Genomic DNA, 17691 nt, shown 5'->3' on the forward strand with positions numbered 1-17691 from the left:
ATCTTTCCCTTTGCCAAAGAACAACCAACACCAGAAAAGGAATCTCCTTTGTCCACCACCGCCACTCTGGCAACCCTGTCCGATTCAAACCTCGCAGCCGATCCCAACTGGTGGCGCCAGGCCTCCGTGTACCAGATCTATCCGCGCAGCTTCTCGGATTCGAACGGTGACGGCCTGGGCGACATCAAGGGCATCACGGCCAAAGTTCCGTACCTGAAGGAACTGGGGATCGACGCCGTCTGGCTCAGCCCGTTCTACCCGTCGGCGCTCGCCGACGGCGGCTACGACGTTGACGATTACCGCAACGTGGACCCCAAGCTGGGCACCCTGGAGGACTTCGCCGAAATGTCCGCCGCGCTGCACGAAGCCGGCATCAAGCTCATCGCGGACATCGTCCCGAACCACTCCTCCGACCGGCACGAATGGTTCAAGGAAGCGCTGGCCTCCCCGCGGGGCTCTGCTGCCCGCGAGCGCTACATCTTCCGTGACGGCCTGGGCGAGAACGGCGAGCTGCCGCCGTCGGACTGGGACTCCGTCTTCGGCGGTCCCGCCTGGGAGCGCATCACTGAACCGGACGGCACCCCCGGCCAGTGGTACATGCATATCTTCGCCAAGGAACAGCCGGACTTGAACTGGTCCAACCGCGAGATCCGCGACGACTTCCTGAAGACACTGCGCTTCTGGTCCGACCGTGGCGTGGACGGTTTCCGCGTGGACGTGGCGCACGCCCTCACCAAGGACCTCACGGAGCCGCTGCTCTCCAAGGTCGAACTCACTGAAGCCAACACGGGGACCGACGGTTTCGCCGACGGCTCGCACCCGTTCTGGGACCGCGACGAGGTCCACGAGATCTACGCCGAATGGCGCGAGGTGTTCAACGAGTACAACCCGCCGCGCACCGCCGTCGCCGAAGCCTGGGTGCACGCCACCCGCCGCGCCCGCTACGCCAGCCCCCAGGGTTTGGGGCAGGCCTTCAACTTTGACCTGCTGCAGGCCGATTTCGACGCCGACGAGTTCCACGAAATCATCACCCGGAACCTCGCCGAAGCCACGGCCACCGGCGCCTCCTCCACGTGGGTTTTCTCCAACCACGACGTCGTCCGGCACGCCACCCGCTATGGCCTGCCGATGGGAGGCGGCGTCCACGCCAAGGGCCAGGACGGCAAGGGCTGGCTGCTGGCCGGCGCACCGGCCGAGGAACTGGACGTCGAGCTGGGCCTGCGCCGCGCCCGTGCGGCCAGCCTGCTGATGCTGGCCCTCCCGGGATCGGCCTACCTGTACCAGGGCGAGGAGCTCGGCCTGCAGGAAGTCGCAGAGATTCCGGACTCGGAGCGCCAGGACCCGTCCTTCTTCCGCAACAAGGGCGTGGAGATCGGCCGTGACGGCTGCCGCGTGCCGCTGCCCTGGGCCACGGAGGGCACGTCCTTCGGTTTCGGCGAAGGCCGGTCCCACCTGCCCCAGCCGGCCTGGTTCGGCCGGTACGCCGTCGACGCCCAGGACGGAGTGGCGGGCTCCACCCTGGAGCTGTACCGCAAGGCCCTGAAGCTGCGCCGCGAACTGCAGACCGCCGAGGAACTGGAGTGGGTGGAAACCGGCAACCCCAAGGTGCTGCAGTTCACCCGCCACGGCGGCTGGCAGTCAGTGACCAACTTCGGTGCCGAGCCGGTGGAGCTCCCGGCCGGTGAGGTGCTGCTGAGCAGCGCACCGCTGGACGGGAAGCTGCTGCCCGGCAACACCACCGTCTGGCTGCGCTAACAACTGAGACTTATGCACAGGTGGCGGGACCCGGCCGGGTCCCGCCACCTGTGCTTCTGTCCAAGCTCATGAAAGAGTGACGCAATGAGTGAACACTACGCTCCATCCCGTACCCAGGAACTGATTTACGGCTGCATGGGCCTGGGCGGCAGCTGGTCCGCCGAGCCCTACGCCGCTGAGCACGTGGAGCAGGCGGCCGCCGCAATCGACGCCGCCCTCGACGCAGGCATCACGCTGTTCGACCACGCCGACATCTACCGCGGCGGCAAGTCCGAGGCGGTCTTCGGCGAGGTCCTGGCGATCACACCGGGGCTGCGGGAACGGATCCGGCTCCAGACCAAGTGCGGGATCCGGCTCAACGAGCAGGGACTCGAAACACACTACGACCTGAGCCGCGAGGGAATCCTCGAGCGGGTCAACGGCAGCCTGAAGCGGTTGAAGTCCGACTACGTGGATGTCCTCCTGCTACACCGCCCCGACCCGCTGGCCGACACCGCCGAGGTGGCGTCCGCCGTCGGGCAGTTAATGCGGGAGGGCAAAGTGCGGCAGGTGGGGGTGTCCAACATGTCGGCCCCGCAGATCGAGGCACTGCAGGACCACCTGGAAACCCCGGTGGTGGCCAACCAGTTGGAAATGAGCCTGCTGAAGCGGGCCTGGCTGGAAAGCACCGTGCTGGTGAACCACGGTGAAGGGCTGGATTACAGCTTCCCGCACGGCACTGTGGAGTTCTGCAGCCGGCAGGGAATCACCCTTCAGGCCTACGGGGCGCTGGCCCAGGGACACTACAGCGGAGCTCCGCCGGAAAGCCCTACGCCGGCAGAGGCCGCCACGGCGGTGCTCGTCGCGGAGATGGCGAAGGCCAAGGGGACCACCAGGGAGGCGATCCTCCTCGGGTGGCTCATGCGGCATCCGGCCGGGATCGCGCCCGTGATCGGTTCGGCCAACCCGGACCGCATCCGTGCCTGCGCCGGAGCGGCCCGGGTTGCCGCTGCCATGACCCGCGCCGAGTGGTACCGGCTGTGGGTCACGGCCCGGGGGAGCAACATCCCCTAAACGCCGCTTAACCCAACTAGGTCGCAGCAGATGTCGTTATCAGGGCTCAAAACGACATTAACTGCGACCTAGTTGGGCTTGGAGCTCCTACAGCGGCGCCACCACCGAGTACGTGGTGGAGTCGCCCTGCAGGGCCTGGCTCTGCTTGCCGTCCACGCCCACCGGAATGTCGCCGGCGATGGTGACGCGGTTGAGCTTGCGCGGCTGGCCGTCGTAGTTGTCCGGGGCGTAGTGCTGGGTGATGCGGTTGTCGAAGAGCACCAGCTGGTTCGGCTCCCAGTTCACCCGCACCACGTTCTCCGGACGCGTGACGTAGGCCTGGAGCAGCCTGATGATGTCCTTCGACTCGGTGTTGGACAGGCCCACGATCCGCAGCCGCTGCGCGAAGCCCCCAATGAACAATCCGCGCTCGCCGGTCAGGGGGTGGACCCGGACCACCGGATGGGCGGTCTCGAACTTCAGGCGCGTGAACTCCTTGCGGCGTTCCTCGGCGTTCTGGTGCTCCAGGTTCTTCGGCACCGAGTAGTCGTAGTCGTTGGTGTGGATGGCCCACAGGGTGTCCGCGAAGTTCCGCAGCTCCTCCGGCAGGTCGGCGTACGCTCCGGCCGAGGACGCGATCAAGGTTTCCCCGCCGTACGCCGGCAGGTCGATGCTCCGCAGCGTTGATGCCTGCGGCGGGTTGACCACGAACGTGACGTCCGTGTGCCAGTTGTTGGCGGAGCCGTTCTCGCTGTCCACGGGCAGGACGTTCTCTTCACCCTCCACGGAGGCCACGGTGGGGTGCGCCTTGGTCAGGGGCCCGAAGTGGCTGGCGAACTTCACCTGCGCCTCGTCGGTGAGGATGTTCGCCTCGCGGAACACCAGGGCCTTGTGTTCGTTCAGGGCCTCACGGATCCGGGCCACGGTGTCCGCGGACAGGTCCCCGCTCAGGTCCGGGCCGCGGATTTCAGCCCCGATGCGGGAGCCCAGTTTGGCGAATTCGAGCTTGGTTTCGGTGATGGTGGTCATTGCTTTATTCCTTACTGGTTGATGGTGCGGTGACGGATAGTGCGGAGAGGCCGCGGGTGAAACGGTCAGTTTCCGGAGCCGACGGCGGTGCGCCAGCGGGAGAAGTGCCGCTCCAGGGCAACGAGGAGGACGTTGACCGCCAGGCCCAGGACGGAGACGGTGAGGATGCCGGCGTACATGTCCGGAATCAGGAAGCTCATCTGCGAATTGACGATCAGGTAGCCCAGCCCGGCTTTGGCGCCCACCATTTCGGCGGCGATCAGCACCAGGATGGAGGACGTGCCGGCCATCCGGATGCCGGTGAAGATCGTCGGAACAGCCGAGGGCAGGATGACCTTCTGGAAGAGCCGGAAGCTGTTCAGCCCCAGGGACCTCGCGGCCCTGATGAGGAGCGGGTCCACGGTCCGGACACCGGCGATGGTGTTCAGCAGCACCGGGAAAAACGCCGCGTAGGCCACGATGGTGATCTTCGATTCCTCGCCGATGCCCAGCAGCAGCGTGAACACGGGAAGCAGCGCCAGCGTGGCCGTGTTGCGGAACAGTTCCAGCAGCGGGTTGAGGAACGAGCTGAGCCAGCCGTACCAGGCGATCAGCAGCCCCAGGACGACGGCGGACACCACCGCGATGCTGAAACCGGACACCGAGCGGGTGAGGCTGGCCTGCAGGTGGCTCTGCAGCTGTCCGTTCTCCACCAGCTTCGCACCGGCAGCAAGCACTTCGTGCAGCGGCGGCAGGAACACCCGGGTGGACGGGCTGGCGAGGTAGGTCGGGCCGAGCTCCCACAGCGCGAGGAACAGCAGCACGGCGAGCGATTTCCAGCCCGCCCGTCCGGCGATCCCGGCCAGGGCAGCAAGCCTGCCCGCCGGCGTCGGGCGTTGTCCGTTTTCCGGACCGGAGGGTCCGGTCCGCGGGGAAGGGTCGACGGCGGCAGCCGCCTCGGGCGGTCGGGTCAACACAGCGCTCATCAGGCAGCGCTCCTTTCCTTGGGTTGTTCGTCGGGGGCTGTTCCGTCGGGCAGGATCTTGCGGTGTCCGGAGCCCTGCGCGAGCCGGACCTCGTCGTGCAGGAGGGACCAGACCTGGTGCCGGTGTTCGACGAACGCCGGATGGGAGCGCACGTCGTCCTCGCCGTCGCGGTCCGGGATGTTGATGTCCACGAACTCCTTGAGCCGGCCCGGGCGTGCGCTGAGGACTGCCACCCGCTGGCCGAGGTAGACGGCCTCGTCTATTCCGTGGGTGATGAACACGATGGTCTTGCCCGTGGCCTTCCAGATCCGCAGCAGCTCGTCCTGGAGCTGCTCCCGGGTCTGCGCGTCGAGGGCGGCAAACGGCTCGTCCATCAGCAGGATGTCCGGCTCATAGGCGAGGCTCCTGGCGATGGCCACGCGCTGCTTCATACCGCCGGACAGTTCGTGCGGGTAGCGGTCCTCGAACCCTGCCAGCCCCACCAGGTCCAGGAATTCGCTGGCCTTCGCGGCCCGTTCCTTCCTGGACAGGCCGGAGTTCTCGAGCCCGATGGAGACGTTGGCGGAGGCGGTCCGCCAGGGGAAGAGTGCGTACTGCTGGAAGACGACGGCGCGGTCCGGGCCCGGGCCTGTCACTTCCTTGCCGTCCACCAGCACGCTGCCCGAGGTGGGCCGGGAGAGGCCGGCCAGCAGGTCCAGCAGGGTGGTCTTGCCGGAGCCGCTGGGCCCCACGAGGGTGAGGAACTCGCCGGCGGCGACGTCCAGGCTGAGGTCTTCCAGGGCGGTCAGCACGGACGGGCCGGTCTGTTTCCGGCTGTGCAGTTTCCCGCTGGTCTTGACTTGGCGCACCGCGAATTCCTTGGTGACGTTCCGGAGGCTGATTTTCGGCGTCATGGCTGTCCTTTCGCTGTCCCGGGTGGCGGCATGGGTGGCGGGGGAGGAGTGGCTCACGGGTTCACCAGCCCGTTGAACTCGTTGGTGTAGATCTTCTTCGGGTCCAGCTCGCCCTTGACGATTCCGGTGTCCTTGAGCCACTTGCCCCAGCGGGTGAAGTCCTCGTCCTTGATCTCGCCCTTGGCCGGAACGCCCACGCTCTTCCAGTACTGCAGGGCGGCCGGGTTCTCGTTGCGTCCGCGTTCCTGCAGGATCTTGGTGAAGCGGGCGATGACTTCCTCACGCGGCGTGGTCCGTTCCCACTCGATGGCCTTCGCCACCCCTGTGGTGAACGTCCGGGTGGTGTTGGGGTTCTTGGCGATGAAGTCGGTTCGCAGCACGTAGGGGCCGCCGGCGAAGGTGCCGAAGAGTTCGGCGTCGCTGAACACCGAGCGCAGGCCGCCGTTGGCGATTGCCTTGTCCTGCAGGATGCTGCCCAGCGACCCGGCGTCTACCTGGCCGCGGCGGATGGCTTCCTCGGTGTCGTTGGGCGGGACCACCACCAGCTGGACCTGCTTGATTTCCTCGGCGCTCAGGCCGTTCTTCTGCAGGTACGTGTTGATGACGGCGTCCGCGTGTGCGCCCAGCGTGTTCACCGCGATCTTCTTGCCGATGAAGTCCCGGGCGGTGCGGATGGGGCTGTCTTCCTTGACGTAGAAGCCGTTGAACGTCTTCTCGTCTTCGCCGTAGTAGTTGATGACCGCTTTCACCGGGGCGCCCGCTTCCACGAGCTTGACCACGGCTCCGGCGAAAGCACCGCCGAAGTCCGTCTGCCCGGTGGCTGCCGACTGGATGTCCTGCGGGCCGCTGATGGTGTTGCCCACCCAGTTGAGCTTGACGTCGCCGAAGTAGCCGAGGTCCTGGGCCAGTTCGGGGAGCGTCACGGTGTTGGCCCAGCCCTGGTAGCGGAGCTCTTTCACCTCGGTGGCGCCGGCGGCGGCACCGGCACCGGCTTCGGCGCTGCCCCCGCAGCCCGACACCGTCATCGCGATGACGACGGCGGCCGCGGCACTCATGATGGTCAGGTGTCGTTTCATTCGGGGATCCTTTGTAAGCATCGGGGGAGGTTTGGAGTGAATCAGCGGTGCGTGTCTGCCTGCCGCTGGAACGATGTAAGCGCACCTTTCCGGCCAAAAAAAGCGCTGCTGTCACGCCGGGAAACCCGCGGAAATGAGCGGAAACAGGACGAAATGCCGGGTCACAAGACGCCCGGTTTCGCCCCGTAACGGCCCGTGAAGGACTTTGACGCGCCGGACGTCCCGGATTTTGGTCGTATTGTTCGCGGTATTGTTCCGGGGCGGACAGCTGTTACTTCGCGTTAGGGCATGCCGGGCGGATACGGTAGGAGTATGACCACCTCTACCTCCGCTGCCGTCGACACCGCACGGCCCGAACGAAACATCCCCGCCGAAATTGCCCGTTCGTGGCTTTTGGTGAACGCAATGAAGCCCGAGCTGTTTGACGTCTCGGCCGTGTCGCGCGCGGACTCGATCATCCTGGATATCGAAGACGCGGTGGACCCCTCGCAGAAGGACACCGCCCGCGAGCACGTCATCAACTGGCTGACCGCCGGCGGCCGGGCCTGGGTGCGCATCAACGACGCCACCAGCCCGTTCTGGGCTGCGGACCTCGCCGGGCTGCGCGGAACGCCGGGCCTGCTCGGCATCATGCTGGCCAAGACCGAGTCCGCGGACCAGGTCACCGAGTCCTTCCACCGCATGGACGGCAAAACCCCCGTGATTCCGCTCGTGGAGTCCGCCGTGGGCATCGAGGAAGCCAACAACATTGCCAAGGCCCAGGGCGCGTTCCGGCTGGCCTTCGGTTCCGGCGATTTCCGCCGCGACACCGGCATGGCGGCCACCCCCGAGGCCATGGCCTACCCGCGGGCCAAACTGGTTGTTGCCAGCCGCGTGGGCAACCTCCCGGGCCCCATCGACGGCCCCACCGTCGGCACCAACCACCCGATCCTGCGCGAGCAGACGGGCATCACCGTGATGATGGGAATGACCGGCAAGCTCTGCCTGGCCATCGACCAGACCCACGTGATCAACGAAGTCATCAGCCCCACCCCGTCCGATGTCGCCTGGGCCACGGACTTCATGGCCGATTTCGAGGCCAACGGCCGCGTCATCCGCGACGGTTCCGACCTGCCGCGACTGGGCCGCGCCGAGAAGATCATGAAGCTCGCGGTAGCCTTTGGGGTGCAGCCGGCGCTCTAACGCCCCCGGCACCCCCAGCCAAAGGAGACCCCGTGACCGATACCCGTTATCTGGTGCACGGGGTCTTTTGGGATGGTGCCCCGCCCGGTTTTCCGCCGGCGCCCGGTTCCGCGGAAGGCGCGCCGTCCGGAAAGCGCGACGGCGGGACGCCGGTCATGCGGCTGCAGGATCCTTCCGGCGGTTTCCGGGAGCTGGAGCTCGACGCCGGCAGCCGGCTGGGTTTCCGGGTCGCCGCCGGTGGCAAGTCCTGCCTGGGGCACCACAAGGTTCACGGGCCGGCCCGCCGGGACCACGTTCCCTGCCCGGCCAAGGCGCCGGCCGTCAAAGGAAGCCAGTGCGAGCGCTGCTTCGTGGTGGACGATTTCCGGCTCATCCACGACTTCCACCGCGGCGGCGGTGTCCCGCAGGGGCTTCGCGCCTACCTGATGCAGCAGCACTGGTTGTATGTGGCAACGTTCGCCAACGGTGCCAGCAAGGTGGGCACAGCCTCGAACCTGCGCAAGTGGAACCGGCTGGCCGAGCAGGGGGCGGTGGTTGCCCGCTATGTGGCGCGCGCGGACGACGGCAGGGTGGTCCGGATTCTTGAAGACATGCTGACCCGCGAGGCCGGCCTGCCGCAGCAGGTCCGTTCGGCGCCGAAGGCCGCTTCGCTGGTGGCCCCGGCACCCGCCGTCGAACTGGACGCACTGAACCGGCGGCTGGCCGGTGAGGCACGCGCAGTCCTGGTGCGCGCCGGCGTCGAAGGCTTCGAAACTGTGGACGAGCGGTGGGCCCGTCCGGGACTGGCCGACGCCGCGTGCACGCCGGCGCCGCGGCACGCCTACCCGCATGACCTGGACGCCGGAGCACATGGGTTCCGCATTGCCGCAGTGAGCGGCAGCATCGCCGTGGCCGCGCTGGACGGCGCCGATCTGGAGTTCGTGGTGAACCTCGGCCGGTTGAAGGCGCGGACCGTGGAGCTCGGAGACCACCACTCCTCGGAGGTGCCGGCGGTGCAGGAGTCTTTGTTCTGATCCCCGCACGCGCGCCCGGCACCTGGAACGGGCCCGGCACCTAGAATAGGACGGTGCTGAACGAATTCTGGGCCACCGCGTCCACCGCCTACAAAGTGCTCGTTTTCAGTGCCATGGGCCTGATCGCCGTTGGCATTGTCCTCAACCTGGTGGGCAACACGTCCGGCAACCAGGGCCTCGCCGTGGCCTCCCTGCCCGTGATCGGCGCAGGCCTGATCCTGCACGTGGTGGGGATCGTGGTGCGTAGCCAGCAGATCCGGAAGAACCTCAAGCGGTAGCGGCGGCGTTCCGCAGGACATGGCTCCGGGCGTGCTCCACGGCCGCCGGCAGCGAGGTGAACAGATGCTTGTGGTGCCGGAGGGACCGGATCACACCCACGTTCGTCACCAGTTCCAAGTGCTCCGGCTGGACGCCCTTGAGCAGAACGGTGATCCCGCGCAGTTCCAACGCTGAAATGACCTCCACCAGCGCATGCGCGCCCGTGGCATCCAGCATCCGCACCTGGGACAGCCGGATGATGGCCACCTGGATGTCCTTGACCTCACTGATTTCCTGCAGGATCCGTTCCGCCGCCCCGAAAAACATGGCGCCGTCGAGCCTGAAGATTGCGATGCGGGAGTCGCCCGCGGACGCCGCGCCCGTAATGGTTTCCCGGCGGACACCGCTCAGTGAGGCAAACTTGCGCAGGGTCAGGAGTGCCGCGGCGGCCAGGCCGATCTGGATGGCCACGATCAGGTCGAAGGCCACGGTGATCAGGGCTGTGAGGATGAAAACCGCCGCATCTGACCGGGTGGAGCGGAGAATGGCGCGTACTGTCTGGGGCGAAACCATCCGCGTCGCAGTGACCATCAGGACTCCGCCCAGCACGGCTAACGGAATCCGCCCCACCATCCCGGCGGCGAGGTAGATGATGGCCAGCAGCACCAGCGCGTGGACCACGGCGGCCAGCCGCGTTTTTGCCCCGGACCGGACGTTGACGGCGGAGCGTGCGATGGCGCCGGTCGCGGGCATTCCGCCGAACAGGCCGGCGGCGATGGACGCCAGCCCCTGTCCGCTGAGCTCACGGTCCGGGCTGTAGCGGCCGCCGGGCCTCCCGTCGGGCCCCACCAGTCCAGCAGCCACCCGGGCCGATAACAGCGATTCAATGGCAGCCAGGGCAGCGATGGATACCGCGGGCATCAGGAGGCCCCCCAAGGCGGCGGGGTCGATCGACGGAACTGCAGGGGCCGGCAGGGAATGCGGCAGCGCACCGATCCGGGGAATGTCCAGGTGGAGCATTTCTGCGGCGAGGGTGGCCAGCAGCACGGCGGTGAGGCTGGCGGGCAGTGACTTGTGCACTTTCGGTGCCACGAACATGACGGCCGCCACTCCGGCCACCACGGCGAGGGTCTGGAGGACGGTGGGAAGCGCCGCCCGCGAGGCAGATTCGACTGCCGCGACGAGCGTGTTGTGGCCCGGGATGCCCTCTGTTCCCGTGGCCAGCGGAACCTGCTGGAGGAAGATGATGGCGGCAATTCCGAGGGTGAAACCCTCCACGACGGGCCAGGGGATGAAGGCCACGGCGCGGCCCAGTCCGCTGATGCCCAGCGCACAGACCATCAGCCCGGCCAGCAGCGACACTATCGGAATGCTGCCGGCTCCGTGGCTGGCCACCACGGGGGCGAGGACCACCACCATGGCGCCCGTCGGGCCGGACACCTGGACATTGGACCCGCCCATGACAGCGGCCACCAGCCCGGCAACCACCGCCGTGATCAGCCCGGCCTCCGCCCCCACGCCCGAGCTGACTCCGAAGGCAAGCGCCAGGGGCAGTGCGACGATCCCGACGGTGATGCCGGCCGTAAGGTCCGACTTCCACGAGGACCGCAGCCCGTCGTAGTCGCGGCGGGACGGCAGGAAGGCCCGCAGTGTGCGCAGCCCGATCACGAGGACGGCCCGGCAAGATGTCCGCCAGGCCCGGCCAGATGCCCGCCAGGCAACTCCTGGGCCAGACGGAGCTGTTCACTGGTGTCCGCCAGGGTGTCCAGCAGGAACGTGCGGGCAATGGCCAGGAGTTCTGCGATCTTGGGGTGGGCCAGGCGGTACGTCACGGCGTTCGCTGACCGGACCGAGGTCACCACCTTGTGCCGGCGCAGCGTTGCCAGGTGCTGGGAAAGGTGTGAGGCCTCCAGCCCTGTTTCGGCCAGGAGGAAGCTGACCGGGGCTGCGCTGTCCGGGGCGGCCGAGAGCAGTTCCAAGATCCTGATGCGTGCCGGGTGGGCCAGGGCCTTGAAGAGGTTGGCCTTGATTTCATACAAAGGTGCCTGTGCCGGGGAAATCATGGGGACCCGCTGTCGACTGGTTCTTGCGGCAGCCGGGTGGCAGGCCCCCGCATGAGTTGATGAAATGATGAATTCATCATACCGCTGCCTCGGGCATACCGCCATACCGCCAGATCCCTCCCGTGTAACAGGCCGCTGGCCCTGCGGCGGGTAGCGATAGGCTTGAGGCCATGACTATGAATCCGGATCTGCAGGGCCGTAGCTACCCTGCCGCAGAGGTGTACGACGTCGGCCGCGAGAAGATCCGCGAGTTCGCCAGGGCGGTCAAGGCCACCCATCCCGCGCACTTCGACCTGGAAGCAGCCAAAGCCCTTGGACACCGCGACCTCGTGGCGCCGCCCACCTTCGCCATCATCATTGCCCAGCGCGCAGACGCCCAGCTGATCGAGGATCCGGAGTCCGGCATTGACTTCTCCCGGGTGGTCCACGCAGACCAGCGCTTTATCCACCACCGCCCGATTGTTGCCGGCGACCGGCTCGTGGCAGAGCTGCACGTGGACGGTGTCCGCGCCATGGGCGGCGGTGCGATGATCACCACGCGGTCAGAAATCTTCGTCCTCACCGGCGACGGCACAGCCGGCTCGGGCGTTTCCCGGGAAGCCGTCTCCACCACCACCTCGTCCATCCTGGTCCGCGGAGAGGGACAGTAACCATGAGCACAGCATCCATCGCCCCCGTCTTCACGGATCTCACCGTCGGCCAGGACATCGGCAGCCGCAGCATCACCGTCACCCGCCAGGATCTGGTGAAGTATGCCGGCGCATCCGGCGACTTCAACCCGATCCACTGGAACGAAGCCTTCGCTACCGGCGTGGGCCTGCCCGGCGTTATTGCCCACGGCATGTTCACCATGGGGGCGGCAGTCCAGCTGGTGACCGACTGGGCGGGGGACCCCGCCGCCGTCGTCGATTACCAGACCCGTTTCACCAAGCCGGTCCTGGTCACGGACACCACCGGCACGGAGGAACCGGGGGCCCTCATCGAGGTCAGTGGCGCCGTTGGCGCGCTCGACGCCGATGCGGGCACCGTCCGCGTGGACCTCACCGTGGTCTACGCCGGACAGAAGGTCCTTGTGAAGGCCCAGGCTGTCGTCAGGCTTGCGTGACCAGTGACCGTGATGCTGCCGTGACCAAGGACGTCTTCGTCCCGTCTGCCGAGGTCACGCACTGGCGGAACGCCGTGGTGGTGGCCTACGGGGCCAGCGGAATCGCGTTTTCCACCTGGGTGTCCCGGCTCCCGGCCATCAGGGACGGACTGGACCTGACGCCGGGCACCATCGGACTGCTCCTCCTCTGCATGACCGCCGGCTCTTTCCTCTCGGTATCGGCTTCGGGGCTTATCGTCCTTCGGCTGGGCTCCAAACGGACCATCCGGATCGGCAGCATCATGGTGGGCGTCGGGCTGCTGCTGGCCGGCTTCGGCACGTCGGTACTCGCCAGCCCTGTGGCCGTCGCCGCAGGCCTGGCGATCATCGGGCTGGGCACCGCCAGCTGGAACACCGCGTCCAATGTCGAAGGCGCCGCCGTGGAACGCGCCGTCCGCCGGCACATCATGCCCCGGCTGCACGGGTCCTTCAGCCTCGGGACGGTGGCCGGGGCCGGGCTCGGCGCCTGGGCCGCGGGCGCCGGTATTCCCGTGTTCTGGCACCTGGCCGCCGGCGGCCTCCTGGTGGCCGGCTCGGTGGCAACCGCCGCTTCCTGGTTCCGTGCGGACATCACGCCGGTCCAGGGCGAACGCCCGTTCAAGGCCTCCGGGACAGACACCTTCGAGGACCCGTCCACCGGGCCCATTCCGATCGTCCGGCAGACGGACGCCGTCCCGGAGCAGCCGCTGGACAACAAACGCCTGATCGCCCAGGCCTGGCGCGACAAGCGCACGCTGCTGCTGGGCGTCCTGGTCCTCGGGCTCGCACTTGCCGAAGGGGCTGCCGGCGACTGGGTGGCACTTGCCCTGGCGGACGGCCACGGTCAGACGGACGCTGCCGGAGCAGCAGGCTACGGGCTGTTCGTCACCTTCATGACCATCGGCCGCTTTGCCGGCACCCTGGTCCTGGACCGCTTTGGCAGGGTTCCCGTGATGCGCTGGTGCGCTGCGCTGGCAGTGGCGGGCCTGGGGCTGTTCGTGTTCGCACCCGTGCCGTGGCTGGCCTTCGTGGCGCTGGCTGTCTGGGGCCTCGGTGCTTCCCTCGGCTTCCCCGTCGGCATGTCCGCGGCCGCCGATGACCCGGTCAAGGCCGCCGCCCGCGTCTCCGTGGTGTCCACCATCGGCTACGGCGCGTTCCTGTGCGGGCCTCCCCTCCTGGGGCTGCTGGCCGAACACGTGGGCATCCTCCACTCCCTGCTTGCCGTGATGGTGATGCTCGTGGTCAGTTTCCTGCTCTCCCCGGTGGCCCGGAAACTTCCCTGAATCCCGGTCCGTTCCGAATGACCGATAGGCTGGACAGGTGACCCAGACTTTGCTTTCCGACCTGACCACTGCCGCCGTCGGCGGTCCCGCCGGCAACTACATCGAAGCTCGCACGGAGCCGGAAATTATCGACGCCGTCCGCACCGCAGACGCCGCCGGTGAGCCCTTGCTGATCATCGCGGGCGGGTCCAACCTGCTGATTTCCGACGACGGGTACCCCGGCACGGTGCTCCGGATCGCCTCGGAGGGGTTCACCGTCACCGCAGAGGATTCCTGCGGCGGCGTCGCCGTGGTGGTCCAGGCCGGACACAACTGGGACGCCCTCGTGGAGCATGCCGTGCGCCACGCATGGTCCGGAATCGAAGCACTTTCCGGCATCCCCGGGTCCACCGGTGCCACGCCCGTGCAGAATGTGGGCGCCTACGGCTCGGACGTCTCCCAGACCATTGCCGCGGTCCGGACCTGGGACCGGGAACGGAACGCCGTCCGTACGTTCACGAATTCGGAGCTGAAGTTCGGGTACCGGGATTCGATCCTGAAGCAGACCACGGTCCAGGGTTCACCGCGCTTCGTGGTGCTCACGGTCGAGTTCCAGCTGCCGCTGGGACGGATGAGCGCCCCCATCAGGTATGCGGAGCTGGCGAAGTCCCTGGGCGTCGAGCCCGGGAACAGGGCGTACTCCAACGACGTGCGCCGCGAGGTCCTGCGGCTCAGGGCGTCCAAGGGCATGGTCCTGGACACGGCGGACCGCGACACCTTTTCCACGGGGTCGTTCTTCACCAATCCGATCGTCCCCGCGGAAGCGGCCGACTCGCTCCCCGCAGAAGCCCCCCGGTACCCGGCCGGAGCTGACGGGCTGGTGAAGCTGTCCGCCGCATGGCTGATTGACCACGCCGGCTTCGGGAAGGGATACGGGATGGAAGCCGGCAGCGTCTCCGGCGGGCGGGCCTCGCTGTCCACCAAGCACACCCTGGCCATCACCAACCGGGGCGGTGCGAGCGCGGCCGACATGGTGGCCGTGGCACGTGAGGTGAGGGCCGGCGTCGTCGAACGTTTTGGCATCGAACTGCACCCGGAACCGCTACTGATCGGCATCGAGCTTTAGGGACTGGCCGCTCAGTTCCCGCTGTGGCGCGGGACTACCTTGCTGAACAGCATGAACGTGAACCCCGAAGCCGCGGCTCCCAGCAGGAACACCTGGCAAAACGCCACGGACTGCGCACTGGGGCCGTTGCGGAGGACCAGCCCGGCGCAGGCGAACACCACGGCGCCGGCCAGCAGGGCGAAGGCGGCCAGCAGGAAACTCCTGACCGTCGGCGGCATCTCGGTGCCCGGTTCAGGGGCTCCGCCGCCGCCCTCGTGGTCTACGGCGCGCCAGCCGCGGTGCTGGGGCTGGAGCAGGGCGGCCGCGACAAAACTCAGGACGGCAACCCCCATGCTCACCGCGGAAAAGAACTGCAGGGCCTGCACGGTGGGGGAGAGGCTTGTTCCGCCGGCAACGGCGATGGAGAGCCCGGCTGCCATTCCGGCGGCAGTGGTGACCCAGCCCAGCAGGGCAAGGGCCCGGCACAGGGGCCGCAGCTGCGGCCAGAGCTCTCCGATGGTCATCCACCCAGCGTAGGGACCCCGGCTGTAAAACGGCTGGGAGCCTGCGGTGTACTGCCCGGGGGCTACAGGCCCGCACCACCCGGCACGCGACCTACGATGGGGTTATGGGAGTTGGCGCACGGAAGAAGGTCAGGACAAGGGTCACCCGCCACGTCATCGGAAGGCTGCGCCTGGCCGCGCAGGGGCTGCTGGCGCCGGGGTTCGATACGGCGCCGGAGGCCGTCCGGTGGATGACGGCCATGCAGGCGCAGGACCTGCAGGCGGCACTGTGGGCCGTGGGGCTGAGGGTCCCCAACGCCGGCGTTGACACTGTCCGGGCTGCGCTGGATGAAGGGCTGGTTGTCCGCTCCTGGCCCATGCGCGGGACGCTTCACCTGCTGGCCCCTGAGGACCTGCGGTGGATCCTGGACATCACGGCAGACCGCATGCTGCGCGGGATGGGCGGGCGTCACCGTGAACTGGAGATTGACGCCCGCGACGTGGACGTTGCCCGCGAGGCCGCTCTGGGACGCGTCTCGGGCGGCGGAGCGGCCACCCGCCAGGAACTTTTCGCGGCTTTTGAAGCCGCGGGACAGTCCACGGCCGGCCAGCGCGGCATCCACCTGCTGGGGGTCCTGTGCCAGCGGGCGTGGCTCGTGCAGGGACCGCTCGCGGGGAACCAGCAGCTCATCAAGGCGTTCGACGAGTGGATTCCGAAATCCCGGGAACTGGACCGCGCCGAGGGCATCGCCGAGCTGGCGTTGCGGTACATGCTCAGCCACGGACCGGCCACGGAACGCGACTTCGCCTGGTGGTCGAACACCCCGGTGACGGAGGTCCGCAGCGCGCTGGCCGCGGTAAAGGACCAGCTCGTTGAGCTGGAGTTCGAGGGAGCCAGTTACTGGATGGCGCCAGCCACCGCGGCGCTGCTCGACGACGGCGTTCCCGGCCAGCGCTCCCTGCTGGTGCTGCCGGGGTTCGACGAGTTCCTGCTGGGATACACGGACCGGTCACTGGTGCTTCCGCCGGACCACGCCCAGAAGGTAGTCCCCGGCGGCAACGGAGTGTTCAAGAAGACCATCGTGGCCGGCGGCGAGGTGATCGGCACCTGGGCGCGGAAAGGCAGCGGCCGGACCGCCGCCGTCGTACCCGAACCGTTCGACACCGTTAACGGACTGCGGCCTGCAGCCCAAAGGTCCTTTGAGCTGCAGGCCGCGAGGTACGTGAAGTTCCTCGGCTAGAGCGTGCCCGTGGCGATGTTGAGCATGCGGCGCAGCGGCTCGGCGGCGCCCCACAGGAGCTGGTCGCCCACGGTGAAGGCGCTGATGTATTCCGGGCCCATCTCCATCTTGCGGATGCGGCCCACGGGGATGTCCAGGGTGCCGGAAGCGGCCACCGGGGTGAGGCCTGCCATGGAGTCTTCCTTGGTGTTCGGAATCACCTTGGCCCACTCGTTGTCCTCGGCCAGGAGCTTCTCGATCTCGGCCACGGAGAGATCCTCGCGGAGCTTGAGGGTGAGGGCCTGGGAGTGCGAGCGCATGGCGCCGATCCGGATGCACAGGCCGTCCATCATGATGTGGTTCTCGTCCGAGGTGCCCAGGATCTTGTTGGTTTCAACCCCGGCCTTCCACTCTTCCTTGGACTGGCCGTTGCCCAGGTCCGCGTCAATCCAGGGGATCAGGGAGCCGGCCAGCGGGACGCCGAACTGGGTCGCGTCGATGTCGGTGCGCTGGTGCGCCAGGACCTTGCGGTCGATTTCCAGGATGGCCGACGCCGGGTCGTCCAGTTCCGAGCTGACCTCGGCGTTGAGCGTGCCGAACTGGCTGAGCAGTTCGCGCATGTGGCGGGCGCCGCCGCCGGAGGCAGCCTGGTACGTCATGGAGGTGCCCCACTCGACGAGGCCGTTCTTGAACAGGCCGCCGAGTCCCATCAGCATGCAGGACACGGTGCAGTTGCCGCCGATGAAGTCCTTGGTGCCGTTGGCCAGGCCCTTGTCGATGACGTCGCGGTTGATGGGGTCCAGCACGATGATCGAGTCGTCGTTCATGCGCAGGGTGGAGGCGGCATCGATCCAGAGGCCGTCCCAGCCGCGGCTGCGCAGCTCGCCGTGGACCTGCTTGGTGTAGTCGCCGCCCTGGGCGGTGACGATAATCGGCAGCTTGGCCAGCGTGTCGACGTCGAACGCGTCCTCGAGCTTGCCGGCCGCGCCTGCGGCGGCACCGGCAAGAGTCGGGGCGGCACCTCCGGCGTTGGAGGTGGAGAAGAACACCGGGTTGATGTTGGCGAAGTCGCCTTCGTCCTGCATGCGCTGCATCAGGACGGAGCCGACCATGCCGCGCCATCCGACCAGGCCGACGGAGGGGGTAGCTGCAGTAGTCATTCGACCAGTTTAGACTTCGGAACCGGCACGGCGCAGTCGGTTACGTCACTCC

General features: G+C 67.7%; 18 protein-coding genes. 10 read left to right on the plus strand and 8 right to left on the minus strand.

Translation table 11 applies throughout. The annotated features are described in order from the left end of the window. Positions 1 to 48: 48 nt before the first annotated feature. Positions 49 to 1755, plus strand: a complete 1707-nt coding sequence (locus AC6JAC_RS06525; RefSeq protein WP_497964010.1) for a glycoside hydrolase family 13 protein — start codon at positions 49 to 51, stop codon at positions 1753 to 1755. Positions 1756 to 1839: 84 nt separating this feature from the next. Then, complete coding sequence (locus AC6JAC_RS06530; protein ID WP_497964012.1) at positions 1840 to 2808, plus strand: aldo/keto reductase; 969 nt, start codon at positions 1840 to 1842, stop codon at positions 2806 to 2808. 87 nt (positions 2809 to 2895) lie between these two features. On the opposite strand, the gene AC6JAC_RS06535 is transcribed toward AC6JAC_RS06530, so the two are convergent. The 4 genes from AC6JAC_RS06535 to AC6JAC_RS06550 form a co-directional block, all read right to left on the minus strand. Next, the gene (locus tag AC6JAC_RS06535; protein WP_497964014.1) at positions 2896 to 3816 is read right to left on the minus strand and encodes a TauD/TfdA dioxygenase family protein; all 921 of its coding nucleotides are present in this window, start codon (positions 3814 to 3816) and stop codon (positions 2896 to 2898) included. A gap of 65 nt (positions 3817 to 3881) precedes the next feature. Further along, complete coding sequence (locus tag AC6JAC_RS06540) at positions 3882 to 4781, minus strand: ABC transporter permease (protein ID WP_497964016.1); 900 nt, start codon at positions 4779 to 4781, stop codon at positions 3882 to 3884. After that, positions 4781 to 5674 carry an ABC transporter ATP-binding protein gene (locus AC6JAC_RS06545; RefSeq protein WP_454699087.1) on the minus strand — a complete coding sequence of 298 codons (894 nt, stop codon included), beginning with the start codon at positions 5672 to 5674 and terminating at the stop codon, positions 4781 to 4783. The genes AC6JAC_RS06540 and AC6JAC_RS06545 overlap by 1 nt, the downstream gene beginning before the upstream one ends. 53 nt (positions 5675 to 5727) lie before the next feature. Next, a complete protein-coding gene (locus AC6JAC_RS06550) occupies positions 5728 to 6750 on the minus strand; it encodes an ABC transporter substrate-binding protein (RefSeq protein WP_347894733.1) in 1023 nt (340 codons plus the stop codon). Between the two features lie 312 nt (positions 6751 to 7062). Here AC6JAC_RS06550 and AC6JAC_RS06555 point away from each other — a divergent pair, with 312 nt between their 5' ends. From AC6JAC_RS06555 to AC6JAC_RS06565, 3 genes are read left to right on the plus strand one after another with little or no spacing between them, the layout of a single operon-like run. Beyond that, complete coding sequence (locus tag AC6JAC_RS06555; protein ID WP_028269633.1) at positions 7063 to 7932, plus strand: HpcH/HpaI aldolase/citrate lyase family protein; 870 nt, start codon at positions 7063 to 7065, stop codon at positions 7930 to 7932. A 32-nt stretch (positions 7933 to 7964) separates the two neighbouring features. After that, positions 7965 to 8945 (plus strand): DUF2797 domain-containing protein, encoded by a 981-nt coding sequence (locus tag AC6JAC_RS06560; RefSeq protein ID WP_497964019.1) that lies wholly within the window; start codon positions 7965 to 7967, stop codon positions 8943 to 8945. Between the two features lie 53 nt (positions 8946 to 8998). Beyond that, a complete protein-coding gene (locus AC6JAC_RS06565) occupies positions 8999 to 9223 on the plus strand; it encodes a DUF3188 domain-containing protein (RefSeq protein WP_497964021.1) in 225 nt (74 codons plus the stop codon). Here the strand turns inward: AC6JAC_RS06565 and AC6JAC_RS06570 are convergent. Next, positions 9213 to 10862 carry a SulP family inorganic anion transporter gene (locus tag AC6JAC_RS06570; RefSeq protein WP_497966776.1) on the minus strand — a complete coding sequence of 550 codons (1650 nt, stop codon included), beginning with the start codon at positions 10860 to 10862 and terminating at the stop codon, positions 9213 to 9215. The two genes, AC6JAC_RS06565 and AC6JAC_RS06570, sit on opposite strands and share 11 nt — an antisense overlap. Positions 10863 to 10867: 5 nt before the next feature. Further along, entirely contained in the window at positions 10868 to 11266 is a 399-nt protein-coding gene (locus AC6JAC_RS06575) for an ArsR/SmtB family transcription factor (RefSeq protein WP_454699083.1), read from the minus strand. A gap of 170 nt (positions 11267 to 11436) precedes the next feature. Between AC6JAC_RS06575 and AC6JAC_RS06580 the strand changes: the two genes are divergently transcribed. From AC6JAC_RS06580 to AC6JAC_RS06595, 4 genes are read left to right on the plus strand one after another with little or no spacing between them, the layout of a single operon-like run. Next, positions 11437 to 11916 carry an FAS1-like dehydratase domain-containing protein gene (locus AC6JAC_RS06580; RefSeq protein ID WP_028269629.1) on the plus strand — a complete coding sequence of 160 codons (480 nt, stop codon included), beginning with the start codon at positions 11437 to 11439 and terminating at the stop codon, positions 11914 to 11916. A 2-nt stretch (positions 11917 to 11918) separates the two neighbouring features. After that, positions 11919 to 12371, plus strand: coding sequence for a MaoC family dehydratase (locus AC6JAC_RS06585; RefSeq protein WP_081818799.1), 453 nt, complete (start codon positions 11919 to 11921; stop codon positions 12369 to 12371). A 20-nt stretch (positions 12372 to 12391) separates the two neighbouring features. Beyond that, positions 12392 to 13672: an MFS transporter gene (locus AC6JAC_RS06590; RefSeq protein WP_497966778.1), complete on the plus strand. Its 1281-nt coding sequence runs from the start codon at positions 12392 to 12394 to the stop codon at positions 13670 to 13672. A gap of 37 nt (positions 13673 to 13709) precedes the next feature. Then, a complete protein-coding gene (locus AC6JAC_RS06595) occupies positions 13710 to 14777 on the plus strand; it encodes a UDP-N-acetylmuramate dehydrogenase (RefSeq protein ID WP_028269626.1) in 1068 nt (355 codons plus the stop codon). 11 nt (positions 14778 to 14788) lie between these two features. Here the strand turns inward: AC6JAC_RS06595 and AC6JAC_RS06600 are convergent, their stop codons facing one another. Further along, a complete protein-coding gene (locus AC6JAC_RS06600) occupies positions 14789 to 15280 on the minus strand; it encodes a hypothetical protein (RefSeq protein WP_028269625.1) in 492 nt (163 codons plus the stop codon). Positions 15281 to 15384: 104 nt separating this feature from the next. On the opposite strand from AC6JAC_RS06600, the gene AC6JAC_RS06605 reads away from it, so the two are divergent. After that, on the plus strand, positions 15385 to 16500 hold the full coding sequence (locus AC6JAC_RS06605; protein ID WP_028269624.1) for a winged helix DNA-binding domain-containing protein: 1116 nt from the start codon (positions 15385 to 15387) through the stop codon (positions 16498 to 16500). On the opposite strand, the gene asd is transcribed toward AC6JAC_RS06605, so the two are convergent. Then, entirely contained in the window at positions 16497 to 17639 is a 1143-nt protein-coding gene (gene asd, locus AC6JAC_RS06610) for an aspartate-semialdehyde dehydrogenase (RefSeq protein WP_028269623.1), read from the minus strand. The genes AC6JAC_RS06605 and asd overlap by 4 nt on opposite strands. Positions 17640 to 17691 lie beyond the last annotated feature (52 nt).

The organism is Arthrobacter sp. KUASC02, from assembly GCF_059739395.1.